Annotated in this window: 12 protein-coding genes and 1 tRNA gene; all 13 read left to right on the top strand. The window is 65.2% G+C overall.

The features are described 5' to 3' along the window. The coding region (manA, locus tag ACRQHG_RS00005; RefSeq protein WP_435719293.1) for a mannose-6-phosphate isomerase, class I at window positions 1-1,191 on the top strand (1,191 nt) is incomplete at its 5' end. Window positions 1,192-1,501: 310 nt separating this feature from the next. Next, entirely contained in the window at window positions 1,502-2,977 is a 1,476-nt protein-coding gene (locus ACRQHG_RS00010; protein ID WP_435713154.1) for an NCS2 family permease, read from the top strand. A 207-nt stretch (window positions 2,978-3,184) separates the two neighbouring features. Further along, the gene (locus ACRQHG_RS00015; protein WP_435719294.1) at window positions 3,185-4,750 is read left to right on the top strand and encodes an MFS transporter; all 1,566 of its coding nucleotides are present in this window, start codon (window positions 3,185-3,187) and stop codon (window positions 4,748-4,750) included. Next, complete coding sequence (locus ACRQHG_RS00020; protein ID WP_435713152.1) at window positions 4,743-5,447, top strand: metal-dependent transcriptional regulator; 705 nt, start codon at window positions 4,743-4,745, stop codon at window positions 5,445-5,447. The genes ACRQHG_RS00015 and ACRQHG_RS00020 overlap by 8 nt, the downstream gene beginning before the upstream one ends. Before the next feature lie 413 nt (window positions 5,448-5,860). After that, entirely contained in the window at window positions 5,861-6,595 is a 735-nt protein-coding gene (locus ACRQHG_RS00025) for a C40 family peptidase (RefSeq protein ID WP_435713151.1), read from the top strand. Between the two features lie 101 nt (window positions 6,596-6,696). Then, window positions 6,697-7,635 (top strand): universal stress protein, encoded by a 939-nt coding sequence (locus ACRQHG_RS00030; RefSeq protein ID WP_284893119.1) that lies wholly within the window; start codon window positions 6,697-6,699, stop codon window positions 7,633-7,635. A 156-nt stretch (window positions 7,636-7,791) separates the two neighbouring features. Then, a tRNA-Arg gene (locus ACRQHG_RS00035) sits at window positions 7,792-7,863 on the top strand. A 219-nt stretch (window positions 7,864-8,082) separates the two neighbouring features. Then, complete coding sequence (locus ACRQHG_RS00040) at window positions 8,083-8,361, top strand: hypothetical protein (RefSeq protein WP_051278161.1); 279 nt, start codon at window positions 8,083-8,085, stop codon at window positions 8,359-8,361. Next, a complete protein-coding gene (locus ACRQHG_RS00045; protein ID WP_435713150.1) occupies window positions 8,354-9,169 on the top strand; it encodes a zeta toxin family protein in 816 nt (271 codons plus the stop codon). The genes ACRQHG_RS00040 and ACRQHG_RS00045 overlap by 8 nt, the downstream gene beginning before the upstream one ends. A gap of 9 nt (window positions 9,170-9,178) precedes the next feature. Further along, the gene (locus ACRQHG_RS00050; protein ID WP_435713149.1) at window positions 9,179-10,492 is read left to right on the top strand and encodes a glycosyltransferase; all 1,314 of its coding nucleotides are present in this window, start codon (window positions 9,179-9,181) and stop codon (window positions 10,490-10,492) included. Then, window positions 10,489-11,493 (top strand): PIG-L deacetylase family protein, encoded by a 1,005-nt coding sequence (locus tag ACRQHG_RS00055; protein WP_435713148.1) that lies wholly within the window; start codon window positions 10,489-10,491, stop codon window positions 11,491-11,493. Before ACRQHG_RS00050 ends, ACRQHG_RS00055 begins: the two co-directional genes overlap by 4 nt. Before the next feature lie 69 nt (window positions 11,494-11,562). Then, complete coding sequence (locus tag ACRQHG_RS00060; protein WP_435713147.1) at window positions 11,563-16,248, top strand: PDDEXK-like endonuclease domain-containing protein; 4,686 nt, start codon at window positions 11,563-11,565, stop codon at window positions 16,246-16,248. A gap of 10 nt (window positions 16,249-16,258) precedes the next feature. Further along, window positions 16,259-16,660, top strand: coding sequence for a hypothetical protein (locus ACRQHG_RS00065; protein ID WP_435713146.1), 402 nt, complete (start codon window positions 16,259-16,261; stop codon window positions 16,658-16,660). The last annotated feature ends 5 nt before the right edge of the window (window positions 16,661-16,665 follow it).

The raw sequence follows: 16,665 nt of genomic DNA on the forward strand, positions 1-16,665 counted from the left end.
GCCGGCCCGGCGCGCGGCACCCGCGCGCCAGAGCGCACAGAACTTCGGGAATATCCGGAACTTCCGGACCGCCCGGATCGCCTACATCATGCGGGATCCGTGGAGCTGTCGGAAACCGCGGCGCTCCCGGGAGAATCCACCACCCTGGTAGCTCCCGGCGGTCCGAGCCTGCGTGATCTCATCGCCCGGGCGCCCGAGGAGATGCTCGGTGCGGATGTGGCGCGCCGGCACGGGGGCGAATTGCCGTATTTACTCAAACTTATTGCCCCGCACCAGCCGCTCTCCCTCCAGGTTCACCCCTCTCTCGAGCAGGCCCGCGCCGGTTTCGAGCGGGAAGAAGCCGCCGGAATTTCCCGCACCGCACCCCACCGCTCCTACCGGGATCGCAATCACAAACCGGAACTGGCCTACGCACTCACGCCTTTCGAGGCGATCTGCGGGCTGCGTACCCCGCGGCGCATCGCCGAAGTGCTCGGCGGCCTCGGCCTTCCCCTCACGAACCGGCTCGCCGCCCTCGTGGAAGAACGCGGGGTGGGAGCGGTCTTTGCCGATCTCCTTTCCGCGGGCACCCGCCCGGCACCCGAGCAGATTGAGCAGGTGGTTGCTGCCTGCGCCGCCCGCCTGGAGCGAGGTGCCTCTCCCTCGCCGCGCGCGGACCGCATTGTGGAAACCCTGGATCAGCATTATCCGGGCGATCCGGGAGTGGTGGCCTCCCTCCTCATGAATCCGGTGACCTTACGCCCCGGAGAAGCCCTCTTTATTCCCGCCGGGACGGTGCACGCTTACCTGTCCGGAACCGCGGTGGAAATCATGGCGGCCTCCGATAACGTGCTGCGCGCCGGCCTCACCCCGAAGCACGTGGACGTGGCCGAATTGCTGCGGATTATGGACGACGCCGCAGTCCCGCCCATCCGCATCGCCCCCGAGCATATGAGCGAAGCGGTTTCCACTTTCTATGTTCCCGTGGACGATTTTGAGCTCTCGGTGGTTCACTTGCGCGATGCCACCGCCGTTGAAAAGCTGCGCTCGCGCGGCCCGCGCACCGTGGTCTGCCTGGAAGGTGCGGTGGAAGTCTTCGCCGGGGGCCGGCGTGAACCGCTCAACTCCGGGCAGGCGGTTTTCGTGCCGCACTGTGATGGAGAATTAGCGGTCCGTGGGTTTGGCGACGTCGTCGTCGCATCTGTTCCGTAACAACCCGGGCCGGGCGCGCTGGTATTCGCATCGCGGCGAGGTATGGCGCTGCCGCGCGTGGTCGGACTCACGCGGGAGGTGAAGGGGTAGAAAACCGCGCCACCGCGCCATTTCTCCGCCACATCCCGCGCACGTCTCAAAATATGAGACGAAAATGGTGAAAAACCGTCCAAATAATGAGACGTGCCTTGCGTGGGTGGTGACCGCAGTTCAAGAATGGGTGCCGGTGGCGGTCAGGACCGCCCGTCAATCTTGCGGATCACGTGCTCGCCAGCGCATAACGGACCGCACGACTACCGAGGAGATCTTCGTGAGCGTAACTTCCACGCACGTCGAGACGAACCACAGCACAACCTCCGAGCCGAAGCGGGATTTTTTCCGGCTGCGCGAACGCGGGACCACCGTGGCCCGCGAATTGCGCGGCGGGCTGGTCACCTTCGTGGCCATGGCCTACATTCTGGTTCTTAACCCCATTATCCTGTCGGGTCCGGATTCCACCGGCGCCTACCTGGGCGGCGGTACCGAGGGCCCGAACCTCCCGGCCATCGCCGCCGGCACCGCCGTGGTGGCCGGCCTCATGACGCTGCTCACCGGCGTCATCGCTAATTTCCCGCTGGCCATGGCGGCCGGGCTGGGCCTCAATACCATCGTCGGCGTGGTCATCGTGCAGATGCCCGGAATGACCTGGGCTGACGGTATGGGAATTATCGTTATTGAAGGTATCGTCATCACGCTGCTCGTGGTGACGGGCCTGCGTGAAGCCATTTTCCGGGCGGTGCCGAAGTTCCTGCGCACCGCCATTTCTGTGGGCCTGGGACTCTTCATCACCCTGGTCGGGCTGGTCAACGCCGGCCTCATCCGCCCCGGCCAAGGCACCATCATGTCCTTCGGGATCAACGGCTCCATCGCCTCCTGGCCGCTGGCCGTCTTCGTTTTCGGCCTCTTCCTCACCGCGATCTGCCTGCTGCGCGGGGTGCCCGGCGCGCTCCTCATCGGCATCGTGTCCTCGACCATCGCGGCCGTGATCGTCAATATTATTGCCAAGCCCGGAAGCGTGGCCGGCGGCGACGTGACCGGTTGGAACGGCGGGGCGCCCGCCCTCAACGGCTCCCCGGTGCAAATTCCGGACTTCTCCACCCTCGGATGCTTCTCCGTGGTGGGGCCCTTCCAGAAGCTCGGCGTTATTTCCGTGGTGGTGCTGGCCTTCTCCGTTATGCTCGCCGATTTCTTCGACACCATGGGCACCATGGTCGCGGTCGCTTCCGAAGGTGACCTGCTCGACGAAGACGGCATGCCCTACCACACCTCCCGCATCCTGCTCCTCGATTCCCTCGCGGCGCTGGCCGGCGGTATGGGTGGCGTATCCTCGAACACCTCTTTTGTTGAGTCGACGACGGGCGTAGCTGACGGTGCGCGCACCGGCCTCGCCTCGGTAACCACCGGCGCTCTCTTCCTGCTCTCCATCTTCTTCGCGCCCCTCGTCACCCTGGTTCCTTCCGAAGCGGCCGCTCCTGCGCTGGTCGCGGTGGGCTTCCTCATGATGCAGCAGGTTACCGAGATTGACTGGGACGATCTGAGCGTGGGGATCCCGGCCTTCCTCACCGTTGCCCTCATGCCCTTCTCCTACTCCATTACGGTAGGCATCGGGGTGGGCTTCATCGCCTACGTCATTATGGCGGTGGCGGCCGGCAAGGCCCGCAAGGTTCACCCGCTCATGTGGGGCACCCTCGTTGCCTTCGTGATCTACTTCCTGCTTGACCCGATTCAGAAACTCCTGCTCGGCTAAGAACTTTGGCTGCCAGCTTATTCACGGCGGGCCCGCCCCTCCCCGGGGCGGGCCCGCCGTGCGTCGTCGTACTATTTTCGCCGGTGAGACAAAGGCGAGCTTTGCCTGGCCGTGCGTGATAAACTCACCGCAGATAGCGCAGCTGCGAGCCCGCCGCGCCCGTCGGCCGCTATAGTTATCGGATTTTTCCGCAGGGGGCAGGATTTAGTGGGGCGTACATTCGCCAGTTTGAAATACCGCAACTACGCTATTTGGTTCGCTGCCTCGTTGGTCGCCAATACCGGCGGGTGGATGCAACGCACCGCCCAGAACTGGCTCGTCATGAGCGACCTCACCAATAATGATGCTTTTGCCGTGGGTATTGTGACGGCGCTGCAATTCGTCCCCATTCCTTTTATTATGCCGCTAGCCGGCGCGCTCGCTGACCGCCTCGATAAACGCAAAATGGTGGTTCTCACCCAATTCGGAATGCTGCTCACCGCGGTGGCCCTGGGCGTGCTGGTGCTGCTGGGCTGGGCGAATGTGCTGGTGGTCTGCCTTTTCGCCCTGGCCATCGGGGTGATTCAATCCTTCGATAATCCCCCGCGCCTCGTTTTTATTTCCGAATTGGTGCCCCCGCGCTGGCTGCCTAACGCCGTGGGCCTGAACTCCATGTCCTTTAATATTGCGCGCCTCATCGGGCCGGCGTTGGGCGGTTTGCTGATCGGGGTGATCGGCACCGGCTGGGTCTTCATTATTAACGGCATCATGTTCGGGGCCACCCTTATTGCGCTGGCCCTCATGCGTCCGGAGGAATTCCACCCGGCACCGCGGCCGGAAAAGAAAGTTTCCGCGATTCAGGGAACGATTGACGGCCTGCGCTACGTGGGCAACCGTTCCGACCTCCTCGTGATTTTCGCGGTGGTGGGGGTGGTGTCCTGCCTGGCCATGAATACCCCGCTCACCACGGTGTCCATGTCCACCATGGAATTCCACGCCGACTCCACCCAATTCGGCATTGTTTCCTCCATGGTGGCGGTGGGTTCGCTTTCCGGCGCCGTGGTGGGGGCGCGGCGCACCAAGCAGCCGCGGGTGCGTTCCGTGGTGGGAGCGGGCGTGGCCATGGGTATCGCGGTCACCGCGAATGCGCTGGCCCCGAACCTGCTGATCTACACCCTCACCCTGGTGCCGGTCGGTTTCTTCATGCTCATCATGCTCACCGCCGCCAATGCCGCGGTGCAGATGTCTACTTCTCCGCAGATGCGCGGGCGGGTGGTCTCCCTCTACCAGACGGTTAACCAGGGCGTGACCCCGATTGGTTCGCTGGTGGTCGGCGGTATTTCCGGGGCGGCCGGGGCGCGCTGGGGCGTGGGCATCGGCGCGATTGGCTGCCTGGTGGCCACCGTGGGCGCCTACCTGTGGGGCCGGCGCAAATGGGATGTGGAAGTGCATTACCGGGTGCGCCACCCCTTCCAGCTGGAAATCCTCGGGCCGCTCGAACACGAAAATGAGGAGCGCGAAGCCCAGCTGCGGGCCAACCGCACCGGACAGACGGATAGCGGGCAAAGCTTCACCGCGGAGGACCACGACGAAGTGGAAGCCGATCTTTTCGAACCGGAGGACGAAGCGCACGATAGTGAGCCGCGCGAGAACGCAGCGAGCGGTTCGGAAACTGGGCATTCCCCGCAGCGCGCAGGCAGCTTAGAATGGCAAGATACGCATGAGGAACCGGATGCGGGCGGGCACCCGGATGCCGCCCCCGCCGCAGAGACGAAGGAGACGCGCGATGAGTGATGACCTTGTTGATACCCGCGAGATGTACCTCAAAGCGGTCTACGAACTCGAAGAAGAAGGAATCGTCCCGCTGCGCGCCCGGCTCGTGGAGCGCCTGAGCCAATCTAAACCCACCGTCTCGGAAACCGTGGCACGCCTGGAACGCGACGGCATGATGTACCTGGATAAAGACCGCGCCATCGTGCTCACCGACGAAGGCCGGCGCATCGCCACCAGTGTGATGCGCAAACACCGGGTAGCCGAGTGTTTCCTCCTCCACGTGCTCGGGATGCCCTGGGAGCACGTGCATGCAGAAGCCTGCCGCTGGGAGCACGTGATGTCCCGCGAACTGGAAGAACGCATTTCCCACGTGCTGGGCGAGCAGGGCTTCGAACTCAGCCACGATCCTTTCGGTAACCCGATTCCCGCGGAAAATTCCATGGGCCCCGGCGCGGATATTGCCGCGCGCACCGGTCTACTCGCCGTGGCTGATTACTTGGAACGCAACCCGAACGGCGGGAAAGTCACCATTGCGCGCATCGGTGAAGTGGTGCAAACCGACGGCGACCTCCTCGAAGCCATGGCCGCGGCCGGCATTAAACCCAATGCTGCGGTGACTATCAGTGTTGAGGACGACGGCGATATCCTCGCCCACGGGGCAAGCGGAGTTCTTCCTCTCACTGACTGGATTCGCAAACACCTCCTCGTGCACGCCTGAGGCGGCCGGGCTGGAGGCGGTGCGCGTCGAGTAGCCGTGGTGACGGCCGGGTGGCAGCGGTGAGTTCCGGGCGGCCGGGCTGTATCAGGTAGCAATGAAAGCCGGATTATCGGCCTGGCGGAGCGGTAGTGCGGCGTCGTCGTGCCCGTGGTCTCCACCACAGTTCGTCACCTCAGCGTGACGTAAGCCGCGAAAAAGTATATCAAAACGTTATAAACAGGTGCTGGGAAAAGCCCGATATCACGCGAAAAAAGCGGAGGGAAGGCCGGGAGCTCGCCGTTTTGGGATGATAACGGACCTCCTGTGCCACTTGTTACATAAACGTGACAATCCGTTGCCTAATCGTTACGCTAATGGACGTACCGAAAGTGCCCCTCGGGGTGCGCAGGAAAAGTTTTGTAGGAGATCATCCCATGACCGGACGCCACGCTCTTGATACGCGGTCGCAGGTTCACAACCTGGCGAACCCCGCAGTACGTGGTCTCACCGCAGCTCTCGTTGTGGGCGGCGCAGCAGCACTGATCGTTCCGAATGCGGCGGCTGATACCGCGGCGGCGCCCGCCAAGGCGGCGCTGTCCAACCCGCATGCGCAGGACGTTGCCGCTGGCATCGCCGGCACCACGAGCGCCACCTCGGAATGGAAGATCGAACAGATCAACATTCAATCCGCAGCTCCGGCTATTGAAGTAGCTGCCCCGGCCGCCAGCACCACCACCGCCACGGCTGAAACCGCCACTACCTCTTCTGATAATGCTGCCGCTCCCGCAGCCGCGGGCATTGGCGTGGAAGTGGAAGCCGCTCCCAGCGCCATCGGCTCCTCCGTTCTTGACACCGCCCTCAGCGGCGTGGGCTCGCCCTATGTGTGGGCTGGCACCACCCCCTCGGGTTGGGATTGCATCGGTTTCGTGCGCTGGGTCTACGCCCAGCACGGCGTTGCCATCGGCGGGTACACCACCTCGGTGCTCTCGGTGGGTCGCCAGGTTTCCTACGCGGAAGCCCAGCCCGGTGACATCCTCTACTGGCCCGGCCACGTGGCGATCTCGCTGGGCAACGGCAAGAACGTGGCCGCGTGGAACCCGAGCATGGGTACCCGCGTGGGCCCGGACTCGTGGTGCGGTGATACCCCCATCGTGATTCGCGTTTCCTAAAGCGCGCCTGTCGCGAGGTTTGAGAAGATTTATGTGCGAACGCCGTCGGAGCTCCCGGCGGCGTTCGTATTTTACGCACAGTTCCACCCCGGGGTGGGCCCGTGGGAGAATGGGCAACGGAGGTAACGATGTACCAGCATGAGAATTCCGTGGTCGTTGGGGTGGATGGCTCCCCCGAATCGCGCGCAGCACTTGTGTGGGGAGCGCACGTGGCCGTGAGCCGTAATGCCACCCTGCGGGCCCTCACCTGCTACCAGGAAGGCCCAGATCCTCGCGGCTCCTATGAGAGCGCCATGAGTATCGCGCGGGAGGCCCTCGCCCAGGAAGGCGTGGCGGGCCTGGCGGGGCTGGAAGCTACCGCGGTAGCGCTGCCCGGGGATCCGGTGGAGCTGCTCCTGGCGGAATCCAAAACTGCTTCGCGGCTGGTGGTCGGGTATTCCGGGGCGGATACCGCGGATATTGACCAGCTGGGCGTGGTGGCCGGCGCGATTGTTTCCAAGGCGTACTGCCCGGTTGCCGTGGTGCCGCTCCAGCATTCGCGGCGCCTGCCGATCCGCCACATTGTGGTGGGCGTGGATGGCTCGCAGGAATCGAAATACGCGCTGAATTTGGCGGTGCGGATGGCCGGGCGCTGGGGTGCGCAGGTCTCCGCGATTAATGCGGTATCGGTGACGCGCGCCGGGGGCGGCCTGCTTCCCGGCGGAGATATGACCCGCGAAATTCTGGATGACACCCGCCTGGGCCTGGAAGAAACCGTGGCCGAAGTGCTGCGCGGCGATGAAACCGTGCAGGTGCGCTGCTACGCGGTGGAAGGCTCCGCGGCAGAAATCATGGCGGAGTTTTCTAGCTCCGTGGACCTGGTGGTCGTGGGCGCGCGCGGCCGCGGCGGAATCACCGGGTTGCTCTTTGGCTCTACCAGCCACACGCTGCTCCTCGGTACCCAATCGCCGGTGCTCGTGGTTCCGACCCACGCCACCAAGAACCTCCACGTTCCGGATACCAATGTGCCCTGGGATGTGCCCGATCCTTCGGCGCGGTAGCGGGCGCGGTGGCGCGGGGCCGGTAAGCGGTAAGTATCTGGGTGCTGCGCCGAAGGTCCTGTAATCGGTAAGTGGCGCCCACGGTGTCACGCAGAGTAACCTGGAACGGTTATCTTATTCCTACCGTCGTTCGGATGAACGGTCGGCGGTGGGCCCGCCCTCGTAGCTCAGGGGAAGAGCGACCGCCTCCTAAGCGGTAGGTCGAAGGTTCGAATCCTTTCGGGGGCACAGTAGATCGGTACGCGGCGTAGCGTAGCCGGGTCTGCAGATAGCGAATTGCTGGAGGATCATGACAGCGATAATACACGCGAGCAATGATCTGTTTGCTCACGCGCAGAGACATGGTGTTGGTGTGACGGAACTCGTATGTATAGTACGGTCAGCGTGGGGTAGCCCGTGTGGGGACTACTGCTTAGGATAGAACAAGGGCGAAAGGGGTGTGGCACCATGACGGAGCCTTTTGGTTACGAGGACTATTCTGACACGGTTCTTTATGACGTGTTCTATGAAGCGGGAACGATGCTTTGCGGGCGGTATATTTCCCTCTCCAGGCAGGCTGATATTGCGGGTGACGAAGCACGTCGAGCGGTTTATGACGGTAAATACCTCGAGCTCATTGAGCAACGCGATGCTGTGAATGAAAATGACCGGGCGGAACAAATTCGTTGTATTCGCTCGTGGCATGCACTGCGTGAGCAATTACCCGCCACTCTTTCTCATGTGTGATCTTGATATCCGTGCAGAGTGGATCCGTCGCGTCAAACCGCGAGTCTTCGCCAGATCTCGGATATCGCGATCGCCAGTATCCATTTTTCTCGGTGGCCAGCCGGGTGCCGGTAAAACTAAAACGCAAAAAACGGTAGTATCTCGCTATCTCAATGAAAATATTACGCGCATTATCGGCGATGATCTGCGAGCTTTTCATCCTGACTATGATTGGCTATGCCAGAACGATCCTCTCCAGATGCCTCACATAACTGCCCAAGCCTCTGGCCAATGGATCGCGATGTGCATCGATTGGGCGTCACAAAACTCATTTTCCACTCTGGTTGAAGGAACATGGCGCAATACCGCGATGGTAATAGCCGAAGCTAGGAAAGCGCGCGAGCTTGGGCGCCGCACGCACGCGATTATTGTTGCGGTTCCACCGGTGCTTTCCCAAGCAGGATTATTGGAGCGATTTTACGCGGATCGGTTACGCGGCTTGGATGCTCGCTGGACGCCACCCGAAGCACATGAGGTGGCGGTAAACGCTCTTGACCAAACGGTTGCGGCGGTATGCGCGAGCATTAGTCCTTTTGACCGTTTCACGGTTACGAATCGTTCGGGTAACTATCTTTACGACGGCGCACCAGCGAGCCGCGGTTTTGAAGTTTTCCGGCACGAGTTTCATAGGGGACTTTCCGTGCAGGAAAAGGAATATTTAGCGGAGCTCGTTCCTCGCTTGGATGAAGGTATACGGAAGTTCACTCCCGACGATATGCCTGTTATGGCACTTGTGGAGAATATTCGGAAAACCCTCGAATCCGGGTAGGCTGGGGGAATGACCTTGGGAAATACGCACCACGTACAAGAACCGGATAGGAACGACGGCGCGCCTGCCCCGCTCCATGTCGCTATGACCTCGGTGCATACCTCCCCACTGGCCACTCCCGGATCCGCCGATGCCGGCGGCCTCAACGTGGTGGTGACCAATACCGCCCAGGCCCTGGCCCGTGCCGGGCACCGGGTCGATCTGGTCACCCGCGCCAGCGAACCCGGCCAGCCCTATATGCATGAGGTCATGCCGGGCGTGCGTGCGTTCTTCTTACCGGCCGGCCCGCGCCATCCCGTGGCGAAAAGCCACACCGATGGCCTCATCGCCCCCTTCACGGTGGAATTCCGCCGGTGGATGGCCGAGCACGGCAGCGGCGTCGATCTTATCCATTCCCACCACTGGTTCGCGGGCGTGGCCTGCCTGCCCGTCGCCCAGGAAACCGGGCGCCCACACGTGCAGTCCTTCCATTCGGTAGCGGCGCGGGAAGGCCAAAATCTTGCCGACGGCGAACCCGCGGAATCCTCCGGGCGGGTGCCCGGTGAAGCGCGCTGCGTGCGCGAATCCGACCTCATTATTGCGGTATCCCAAGCGGAAAAAGAAATGATCGCGCAGCGCTACGGCACCCCGCCCTGCCCGGTCGAGATCGTGCACCCGGGCGTGGACATTGAGATGTTCCACCCGGCCCGCGCTGGCGGACTCGTTGCCGCCTCACCGGCTTCCGCCCCCGCCGCCCCCGACTGCGTCACCGAGGTGACCGGAGGCCGGGACTACGTTTTCTTCGCCGCCCGCCTCCAACCCCTGAAAGCCCCGGATTTAGCGATTCGCGCGCTCGCGGAGCTACCTGCTGGTACCCGCCCGCTCCTCGTTATTGCCGGGGCGGCCTCCGATGACTTCGCCGGCTACGAGGACCACTTGCGCGCCGTCGTAACAGAAACCGGAATGGAAAGCGACGTCCGCTTCATCGGGCCGCTCCCACGCGCCGGCCTCGCGGCCTTCCTCGCCCACGCGCAGCTCCTCCTCAACCCGTCTTTCTCGGAAACTTTCGGGATCATCAACGTGGAAGCGGCCGCCTGCGGCACCCCCGTGGTGGCCTGGGATTCCTCCGGGATTCCCGAATCGGTGCACGGCGGCGTCACGGGCACCCTGTGCCACAGCCGCGAGCCGCGCGAATGGGCCGGCGCGGTGCGGGCCTACCTGGACGATCCGGCTTTGCGGGCCCGGCACGGCGCCGCGGGGCGCGCTTTCGCCGAATCGCGTACCTGGGACGCGGTCGCGCGCGATTACGCCGCCGCCTACCGCACACTCGGGAGGCACGCATGAGCACCGCCGGCGGAACCAACGCGCACACTGACGCGCGTACCAACGCCCGCACTAGCAGCCAGACCAGCGCGGGCACCAACGCGATCCACTACACCTGGGATCCCGGCGACCCGCTCTTCGCCCGCACCCTCTTCCTCCACGCCCACCCGGACGACGAAGCGATCCAAGCCGGCGGCCTCACCGCGCTCCTCACCGCCGCCGGGCACCGCGTCAGCATCCTCACCTGCACGCGCGGCGAAGAAGGCGAAGCGGTCCCCGGAACCCTGCCCGCCGGGGCGGGGGAGGCCGAACTCGTTGCCCGGCGCGAAGAGGAGATCACCCGAGCGCGCGCCATCCTCGGGGTCACGGACGGCTTCTGGCTCGGCACCCCGCCCGCCCTCACACCCGGCGCCGCGCCGCGCCGCTACCGCGATTCCGGGATGGCCTGGATCGCACCCGGGGTCGCCGGCCCCGCGCCCAGCGCCGGACCGCGCGCCTTTTCACGCGCGGACCTGAGCGAAGAAATCGCAGATGCGCGGGCGCTCCTCGCGCACGTGCGGCCCACCGCCATTATTGGGTACGACGCCGCAGCAAGCTACGGCCACCCCGACCACGTCCGGGTGCATCACCTGGCCGCTGCCCTAGGCCGGGTGAGCGGAATTCCGGTGCTCGAGCTAGCATCCACTCCCGGGCAGGCCGGATGGTGCTACCGCAACGCCCGGGCTCATGAAGCCACCGTGGTGGCGGCGCTGCGCTGCTATGCCTCCCAGCTGACCGTAGTTCATCGCGCGGATCCCGCGTTGGCGGGCCTGCCGGTTATTGGCGCCGCGAAGCAGGTCACCATGTCGTCAGATTCCGAACCCGCCCCGCAGCTGCTTATCCGGCACGTGGGCGGCCAGCTCCAGGAGCTCCCTCTGTGGCCGGGATTGCGCCCGGCAGATGATGCGTCGTCGTTCCCCGTTTCGGATTCTTCCGCGCGGGCCGTGAGCACACCTCAGTCCTCCACGCCGGTGGCGGAATAAGGCCGTAATTTTTGGCTTATTGCGGCGCGCATAGGGACTTTTACGCCGGACCTGAGTAGCGTTAAGGTCGTGACTCCTCTCTTCAGACGCTCATCTCGCCGGCATTCGGCTCGTGAATCTCTTTCTCGTGATACCGCCGCGGTTCCCGAGGCCGCCGCGGTGCCCGCGGGCGACCGTGACCCCGCAGAACCCGGGCAAGATACGCCCGTCGCTTCCTCACCGGCCCCGGCACCGGCCGCGTCCGCCGCCAGCGCGGAAGCCGCCGGAAATTCCGCCACTCCAGCTCAGCAGGCACCGCAGGCCGGCGCTAGCGGCGTCGCAGCGCACGGCGCCCCGGAAACCGCAGCCGCGCAGCACGGAACCGAAAGTGACAGCAGTACAGCGGAAGCGGCGGAGGAACATCCCGCGCCGCTTCCCGCCCCGCAGCGCGAAGAGCTTGTGTCGCGAGCTTATGCGGCTTGGCAGGAGGAGCTGGCCGCGCGGGCCGAGCGCGCGGCGGAGAATGTGGCCGCGCGGGTGTGCATCGATCTCACCCATCCGCATCCGACCGGGGGAGCGCAGTTTTCTTCCGGGGCGCCCACCCGCCTCACCTCGCTTATTCGAGAGGAGCGCAGCCAGCAGGAGGCCCTCGCTACCTGGCGTACCCTGCGAGACCAGGTGGCGCGTGCCGCGGAAGAATACGGGTACGCCCCGATTCAGCTGGCCAGCGGCAACTTGACGTGGACGGAGCTTCCGCCGCGCCGGCCCAGTGACGAGCTGGAGCCCGGCTATGAGGACACCGGCGAACTCAAGCTCGACCCGGAAGCGATGCGGGCCTGCGCGGAGGAAGCCGCTGCGCACGGGGCGGCCGGCGGTTCTGGTGCGAACGGTGCAGGGGCAGCCCTCGGGGAAGATTCGGTCGGATTCGAGGAGTCGCTCGAGCAGCCCGCCGCTCCCAACAGCGAAGAAACCCGGCAGGTGCGCGAAGTGAGCGTGCCGATTGTGTACCGCCTGCTGCAGGTGGAGGATGTGGGCACCGATGCCCTTATCCAAACCACCCCGGCCCTGTCCGTCAATCCGGATATTGTGAGCGCGCTGCGCCAGCACGGCGCCCCGGTGCGCGAATTGGCCCAGCTTACCCGGGTGGAGCGGGCCACCGAAGATGAACTTATTACCCGGGTGCGGCGCCTATCGCATCTCTATCTGCCCGGGGCTTCTTACCGCCCGCAGGTGCTGCTGGGGATGTTTGCCGATCCGGCGGCGCGCGCGATTACCGACGCGGAGCTGTTGCGCCCTGTCATGATTCGTTCCGGAGTGCTCGCGGCAATTGCCGGGGATCGCGGAACCCACCAGCTCACCAGCGCTCCGCTGCCGCCGGCCGAAAAACGTGACCGGGCCCCCGAAGGTGAACGCGGGGTGGGCGATTTGGATGTGGCCGAACTTGCCGCGGTGGAAGCCGTGGCAACTGGCCGCGACGTCGTGATTGATACCCCGCCGGGAAGCGCGGACGTCACCACCCTGGTCGCGATTGCCGCGGACGCAGCCGCATCCAGCCGCTCCGTCCTCTATATTCCCGGCACCCGGGCGCGGCGCGCGGCGGTGACCGCGCGGGCCGCTGAGCTCGGCGTGGGTGAACTACTCATTGATCTTTCCGATATTAACGGTGCGGCTTTGCGGTTGCGCCAGGGCCTGCGCCAAAAGTTTCCGCAGATCGACGAAGAACGCACCCTGGCCGTGCGCCGCGATCTCAAGGCGGCGCGCCGCAGCCTGCGCGGGTACGTGAACGCCCTGCACGCCGTCGATCCGGTGTGGAATACCTCGGTATATGACGTGCTTGAACATTTGGCTGAGCTCGCCGCCCAGCCCCAGGGCCCGGCCACCAAGGTGCGCCTGGATGCCACCGCCGCGGCCCGGGTGCGTGAGGATCGCGAGGCGGTGCTCGAACGGCTGGCAGAGGCGAGCCGCGCCGGGGCTTTTAGCGGGGGCGGGAATTCCGAATGGTTGCGCGCGCAGGTGCGTACGGAGGACGATGCCGCCCGCGCCTTCTCCACCGTGACCCGCATGGCCACCGAAACCCTTCCTCTGGTCATGGAGCAATCCCAGCGGGTGGCCGGGGAAACCGGCCTGGCCCGCCCGAAGACCCTGGCCCAGTGGATGGAACAAATCAAGATGCTCGAAGGGATAGCCGATACCCTCGAGGTCTTCAAACCCGCCGTCTATGAGCGCTCGGTGGCTGATATGGTGATCGCCACCGCGAGCGATGAATGGCGCGCCGAGCACGGCGAAAGCATGAAACGTGCCCAGCGCCGCGCCCTGACCAAGCAGGCCCGCGATTTTGTGCGCCCCGGGATCCGGGTGGCGGATATGCACGCAGCCCTGAGCGAAGTGGCGCGCCAGCGCGATATTTGGCGCCGCTACAGCGCGGAAAGTGATTGGCCCACCCTCCCCGAGGGCATGACGATGATCCGGGCCACCGCCGCGGAAGTGGACGGGCAGGTGCGCGAACTCGAAGAATTCCTCCCGCACCGCGCCGGCCTGCGCCGCGAACCCATCGAAAACGTGCTGGCCCTGGTGCGCACCCTGGTCTCCCAGCGCCGGGTTCTCGATTCCCAGCCGCGCCGCATTGACCTGCTCCACGACCTCGAGGACAGCGGCCTGGGTGATTTCGCCCGCGATATGGCCCGCCGCGAAGTGAGCGGGGAAGCGGTGGCCGCCGAACTCGACCTGGCCTACACCAACTCTGTGTTCGAGCAGCTCATCGCCCGGAATACCGTGCTGGCCCAGGCCGGCCCGCAGCAGCTGGCCATGCTCGTACATACGGTGCGGGACCTGGATCGCGAACACGTGGAGAGCCTGCCCGGCCCGGTGCTGCGCGCCGCGATCACCCATATGCAATCGGTGGCCCGCAAGCAGCGCGAAGAAACCGTGGCGGTGGACCGCTACCTGGCCCGCGCCGGCGTGAGCGCGCTGGCCGACGTGGCCGCTTCAGCAACCGCGCTGGTCCAGGCGGCCCGCCCTGTATGGGTGGTGCCCCCGGCTCTTGTCCCGGAGCTTATCCCCACCCTGCCCTGGGCGGATGTGGTGATTCTGGACGGTATCGAGGATGTTCCCCTCGCCGCGGTGGTCGCCCTCATGGCGCGCGGCTCGCAGCTCGTCGTCCTCGGTGACGTGGCGCGGGCGGGCGCGGATAGCGCGCTCGCGGCCCTGGCCGATGCGCTTCCGGTGTGCGAACTTCCCACGTTCCGTGCGCATCACGATGATCTTGCCCTCGCCTGCTTGCGCACCCTCGGGTACGACGACGCCGACCGCGCCGCTCCGGCGGGGCGGGTGCGCCGGGCGGACCGCCTGCAGGTGGTGGACGGACGCGGGGTGCCCTCCCCGAATACCGGGATGGTGGAAGCCCCCAGCGCGGAAGTGGATGCGGTGGTGGATGCGGTGGTGGATCACCTCCTCACCCGCCCGGAAGAATCCCTCGCGGTTATTACAATTTCACGTTTGCATGCCGTGCACGTGCGGGCGGCGGTGGAACGTACCATCGCGAATAGCCCGGCGCTGGCCGAGGCGGGCGAATCCGCGTCCAGCCTGGTGCCGGTGGTGGATATTACCGGGGCGAGCGGGCTGCGACGCGACCGGGTTATTTTCTCGGTGGGCTTCGGTAAGACGGTCCACGGCCGGGTCCTTCATACTTTCGGTCCGCTCACCGAAGCGGAGGGCGCGCGCTACCTGAGCGAGGCACTCCTGGTTCCCAGCCGCTATATGAGCGTAATTTCTTCCCTGGGCCCCGGCGATATTGGGGTGGATGACCTTTCCGGGGCGGCCCCCCGGCTTCTGGCCACCCTGCTGGAGACGGCCGCCCGGGAAGAACTACTTATCGGGGCGGATGAGGATGTGGCCAAGGCCAGCCCGTTGCTCTTCGACCTGGCTGCGCGCCTGCGCGGGCGCGGCCTTTTCACCGCCCTCTACTATGGCTACGATGCCGGCTTGCGCATCCCCCTGGTTGTTGCCGAACACGAAGGCGATTGGCGGGTTGCTGTTTTGACCGACGACGCCGATTACGTTGCCGAACCTTCGCTGCGCCGCCGGGACCGCTACCGGGTTGAGATGCTCGAGGATTTGGGCTGGAAGGTGATTCAAACCTTCTCCTCCTCGATTTTCCTTGATCCGGAAGCTGAGGCGGACCGTATCGAAGCGCTCGTGCGGGTGGTGCGCCGCGATGAGGCCGCCGCGCGCCACCGGGCTGAAGATACCCCCGCGTTCGGTGCGGACATCGCGGATGCGGTGGACGTGGCCGATGAAGCGGGTGAAACCGGCACATCGGGCGCCACGGGCGCCGCGGGTGACGCAGATGCTAGGGATGCCGGAATGCCGGGCGCTGCCGGTGCGGCCGGCGCGGAAAGCACGGAAGCATCGCCCGGCGATGGCGGCGCGGATGGCCTGCACAGCGCACCGGGCGCAGATAACACTTCGGGTACGCACACCCCGGCCCCGGGTAACGCGGCCGGCAGTGCACAGGCCGGAACTTCCGCGTCGGATCCGGAAGCATCGCGGCGAGCCCGGGGGAAGAAACCCGCGGTGCGGCCGGGATTGCCGCTGGCCGCCTACTCGGATGATCAGCTTGATGACATGGTGGCCTGGATTGCCTCCGATGGGGTGGCCCGTACTTCTGAGCAGCTAGTGGAAGAGCTACGGAGCGAACTTGATATTCGCCGCCGCGGGCCCCAGGCCGATGCGGTGCTCGGTAACGTGGTGCGCCGCTCCGGCCTGGCCCAGGATTAGGTGCGCGGTCGTGGCGAGCGAGGCACATTCCGGACACACCCGCCGGGCGGTAGATCACAGCCAGGTGGCAGATAGCAGCCAGGAGGATGGTGCTCGGCAGGCAACACGCGTCCACCGAGCGGTAGTGCGCCTTTCCGAAGTGGATGCCCGGAGGGTGGAAAGCGGCGAACTCAAGGACGCCGCCGAAGCTCTCCAGCGCCTCGCACGCGGGGAGGGGCAAGCAGAGCTGCCAGGCACGGAGACTTCTAGCACAAGAGCTGGGTTAAAAAAGAGCGTCCCGGGGTCCACCACCGTGGCACCCCGGGACGCGGCCGTATCCGCACGCGATATTCGCACGCGGGATATCGTGGCGCGCACCGCTCACGAACAGAGCATTCTCGACGAACGCCCGCCCCACTTCGGCAAGCTCTAAATATC

It is taken from the genome of Actinotignum vesiculae (assembly GCF_051267215.1).
In the GTDB taxonomy this organism is placed as follows: domain Bacteria; phylum Actinomycetota; class Actinomycetes; order Actinomycetales; family Actinomycetaceae; genus Actinotignum; species Actinotignum schaalii.